The sequence below is a fragment of the Frankia sp. R82 genome, from assembly GCF_023716925.1.
Lineage (GTDB): Bacteria > Actinomycetota > Actinomycetes > Frankiales > Frankiaceae > Frankia.
Genome location: NZ_JAMQQG010000108.1, coordinates 1 through 3,537, shown reverse-complemented (window position 1 = coordinate 3,537; position 3,537 = coordinate 1). Strand labels below are relative to the sequence as shown.

The following is a 3,537-nucleotide window of genomic DNA, read 5'->3' as shown; positions in this document are numbered from 1 at the left end:
GCGCGGGCCAGCAGGTGGGCGAGGACCGCCGGGCCGCGCAGGGGGTCGTCGCGCTGCCGGCCGCGCATCCGGGCGAACCGGTCGGCCTGGCCGATCTCGGCGTCCGCGGTGAGCAGTGCCCACGGGTCGGTCCGCAGGTCGTCGGCGGCGTTCGGGCCGAGCCGTTCGGTGGCCGCCCGGGCCAGCCGCGCCGGCAGGCCCGCCCCGACGAGCAGCTCGACGACGGCGTAGGTGCCCGCCGCGGCCCGGAAACTGTCGGCCAGGCGGCGGGCCCGCGGCCCGGAGACACCCTCGACCTGCCCGAGCCGGCCGAGGTCGACGTGCTCGGGCAGGGTGATACCGGCCGCGGCCAGCCGGCTGCCGGTAGTGCGGCCCAACCCCGGCCACAGACTGGCCTCATGGAACGCGGCGAACACCGCGTGTGGGTCGGTGGCCGGCTCGTCGCCGGGCGGGGCAGGAGCCACGGCGGTGCTGCTCGGGTACGCGTCGGGCATGCCGGGAAGCGTAACCACGGATCGTCGCGCGCCGGTGGACGGGCCCGCGGCCGGCCAGCGCGGATCGTCATTCCTCGGAGCAGGGGACCTCGGCTCGGTAGCGTGAACGCCATCACCGGCGAAGGGACAACGCGTGACCACGGTTCTGCTGGTCCGACACGGCCTGACCGCCGTCACGGGCAAGATCCTGCTCGGCTGGACGCCGGGCGTCGGTCTCGACGACCGCGGCGCGGCGCAGGCGTCGGCGGTGGGCACGCGGCTGTCGGGTGTGCCGCTGTCGGCGATCGTGTCCAGCCCGCTGGACCGTTGCCGCCAGACCGCGGACGCCATCGCCACCCGCCGTCCGGACACCCCGGCCACGCCCGGCGGGCGCCAGGACGTCACCGTCGACGAGCGCTTCGGAGAGGTCCACTACGGCGACTGGACGGGCAAGGAACTCGCCGTTCTGGCCAAGGAGCCACTGTGGAAGGTGGTGCAGAGCCATCCCAGTGCCGTGGTGTTCCCCGGTCCGGACGGGGAGGCGCTGCGCGACACCCAGGCCCGTGGGGTCGCCGCGGTGCGGGCGTGGAACGAGCGGCTCGGCCCGGACGCGACCTGGCTGCTGTGTTCGCACGGCGACGTCATCCGCACCATCGTCGCGGACGCCCTCGGTCTGCACCTCGACCTCTACCACCGGATCACCATCGACCCGTGTTCACTCACGGTGATCCGCTACGGGGAGCGGCTGCCGCTGGTGCGCCGCCTCAACGACGTCGGCGGCGACGTCACCGAACTGCTCCCACCGCCCCCCGGCGCGGCCCAGGGCGGTTCAGCCCAGGACGGTTCAGCCCAGGGCGGTGGCGCGGCCCAGGGCGTTGCCCCTGGCACCTCCGCGGCGTCCGGTGGGGAGGACGTGCCTGCCTCGTCCGGTGGCGCAGGAGGGCAACCGGTGGACCGGGAGCAGGATGATCCGGACACGGTGGTGGGCGGCGGCGCCGGAGCCTGGGTTCCACCGTCGGCATAGAGAGCTGGCTCACATCGTCCGGTCGGGGACAGTCCGGGCGCCGGCCGGACACACTGGGCTGATGGGCGATACCGCGGTGGGTCCGACCGGCCTCGGGCCGGGGCGGCGGCCCCTCGATCCGCTCGACTGCGGTGGCCTCGACCTCGGCACCGCCCTCGAGCTGCTGTGCGCCGGCGAGCTCACCGTGACCGGCCGGATGACCGACGCCAGCAACGCCACGCTGTACTGCGAGATCACCGCCGGCCAGACCGCCGGTCGGTGTGTCTACAAGCCGATTCGCGGCGAACGTGCCCTGTGGGACTTCCCGGACGGCACCCTGGCCGCCCGCGAGCTCGCCGCCTACGAGGTGTCGGCGGCCCTCGGCCTTGGCATCGTGCCGCCGACCGTCCTGCGCGACGGGCCGTTCGGCCCGGGCATGGCCCAGCTGTGGATCGACACCGACGTCACCGTCGACCTCGTCGCCCTCACCCGCTCCGACGACCCGCAGCTGCGCCGCATCGCCCTGTTCGACGCGGTGGTGAACAACGCCGACCGCAAGGGCGGCCACCTGCTGCCCGCGCCGTCCGGGCGCATCCACGGCATCGACCATGGCGTGACCTTCCACGCCGAGGGCAAACTGCGCACCCTGCTGTGGACGTGGCGCGGTCGCCGACTGGCCGCGGAGGAGACCACGCTGCTGCACATCCTCACCGACCTGCTCGCGGGAGACCTCGGGCGCCGCCTCGAGCCACTACTGACCGTCACCGAACGTGCCGCGTTGGATGTCCGGGTGGCTACCCTGCTCGACGAGGGCCGCTTTCCGCTGCCCTCCGGGGACTGGCCGCCCATCCCCTGGCCGCCGTTCTAATCCTGCCCGGCCTGGTCTGGTACCGCCCGGCCTGGTCTGGTCCCGCCTGCCCACCCTGGTTCTGCCGGTACGGTCCGGTCCTCGCGGTCCTGTCGTCGAGACGTTTGGGCAGGTCGATTACGCCCGCGGTTACCCGTCTTGCGACCGCCGGACCCACCGTTCGCGGCTACGCTGACACGCATGCAGGCGTGGCCATCTCCTCCGGTACGTCCCCTTCCCGGCCGTGGCCGACCGTTGCGGATCCTCGATACCGCCACCGGTCAGGTTCGTCCACTGTCCCCGGGGCCCACCGCGTATCTCTACGTCTGCGGCATCACGCCCTATGACGCGACGCACCTCGGTCACGCCTTCACCTATCTCACCTACGACCTGGTCCAGCGGGTCCTGCGCGACGCCGGCTCCGATGTCCGATATGTACAGAACGTGACGGATGTGGATGATCCACTTCTTGAGCGTGCCGCGCGGGACGGGATCGGCTGGCGGGAGCTCGCCGACCGGGAGATCGCCCTGTTCCGCGAGGACATGACGGCGCTGCGGATCCTCGCGCCCGACGCCTATGTCGGAGTCGCCGAGGCGATCGGGCTGATCGTCGACATGATCGGTGAACTGGTCGAGGCGGGAGCCGCCTACCAGGTCGGGGAGGACATGTACTTCTCCGTCGCCGCCGCCCCCGGGTTCGGGGAGGTCTCCCGGCTGCCCCGCCCCGAGATGCTCGCACTGTGCGCCGAGCGTGGCGGTGACCCGGACCGTGCCGGCAAGAAGGACCCGCTCGACCCGCTGCTGTGGCGGGCGCACCGTCCCGGCGAGCCGTCGTGGCCCTCCCCGTTCGGTCCCGGCCGGCCCGGCTGGCACATCGAGTGTTCGGCGATCGCCCGCCACCACCTCGGCAGCGTCGTCGACCTGCAGGGCGGGGGTACCGACCTGACCTTCCCGCACCACGAGTGCAGCGCGGCGCACGCCGAGGTCGCGTCCGCCGCCCGGCCGTTCGCCCGCAGCTACGTGCACACCGCCCTGGTCAGCCTGGACGGCCACAAGATGTCGAAGTCGCGCGGCAACCTGGAGTTCGTCTCCCGCCTGCGTCGCGCGGGCGCCGACCCCGCCGCGGTGCGCCTGGCCCTGCTCGACCACCGGCACACCGCCGAGTGGGAGTGGACGCCCGCGTGCCTGAGCGCCGCCACGGCCCGGCTCGAGCG

At 73.4% G+C, this 3,537-nt stretch carries 4 protein-coding genes; 3 read left to right on the top strand and 1 reads right to left on the bottom strand.

All coding sequences use genetic code 11. From position 1 onward, the window contains the following. A partial coding sequence (locus ND747_RS15865) for a helix-hairpin-helix domain-containing protein (protein ID WP_285900614.1) occupies positions 1-494 on the bottom strand: 494 nt, incomplete at its 3' end. Positions 495-627: 133 nt separating this feature from the next. Between ND747_RS15865 and ND747_RS15860 the strand changes: the two genes are divergently transcribed. The 3 genes from ND747_RS15860 to mshC all read left to right on the top strand — a co-directional run. Further along, positions 628-1,497, top strand: coding sequence for an MSMEG_4193 family putative phosphomutase (locus tag ND747_RS15860; RefSeq protein WP_251734393.1), 870 nt, complete (start codon positions 628-630; stop codon positions 1,495-1,497). A gap of 61 nt (positions 1,498-1,558) precedes the next feature. Next, the gene (locus ND747_RS15855) at positions 1,559-2,344 is read left to right on the top strand and encodes an SCO1664 family protein (protein WP_251734392.1); all 786 of its coding nucleotides are present in this window, start codon (positions 1,559-1,561) and stop codon (positions 2,342-2,344) included. Between the two features lie 180 nt (positions 2,345-2,524). Further along, on the top strand, positions 2,525-3,537 hold a 1,013-nt coding region (gene mshC, locus ND747_RS15850), incomplete at its 3' end, for a cysteine--1-D-myo-inosityl 2-amino-2-deoxy-alpha-D-glucopyranoside ligase (protein WP_251734391.1).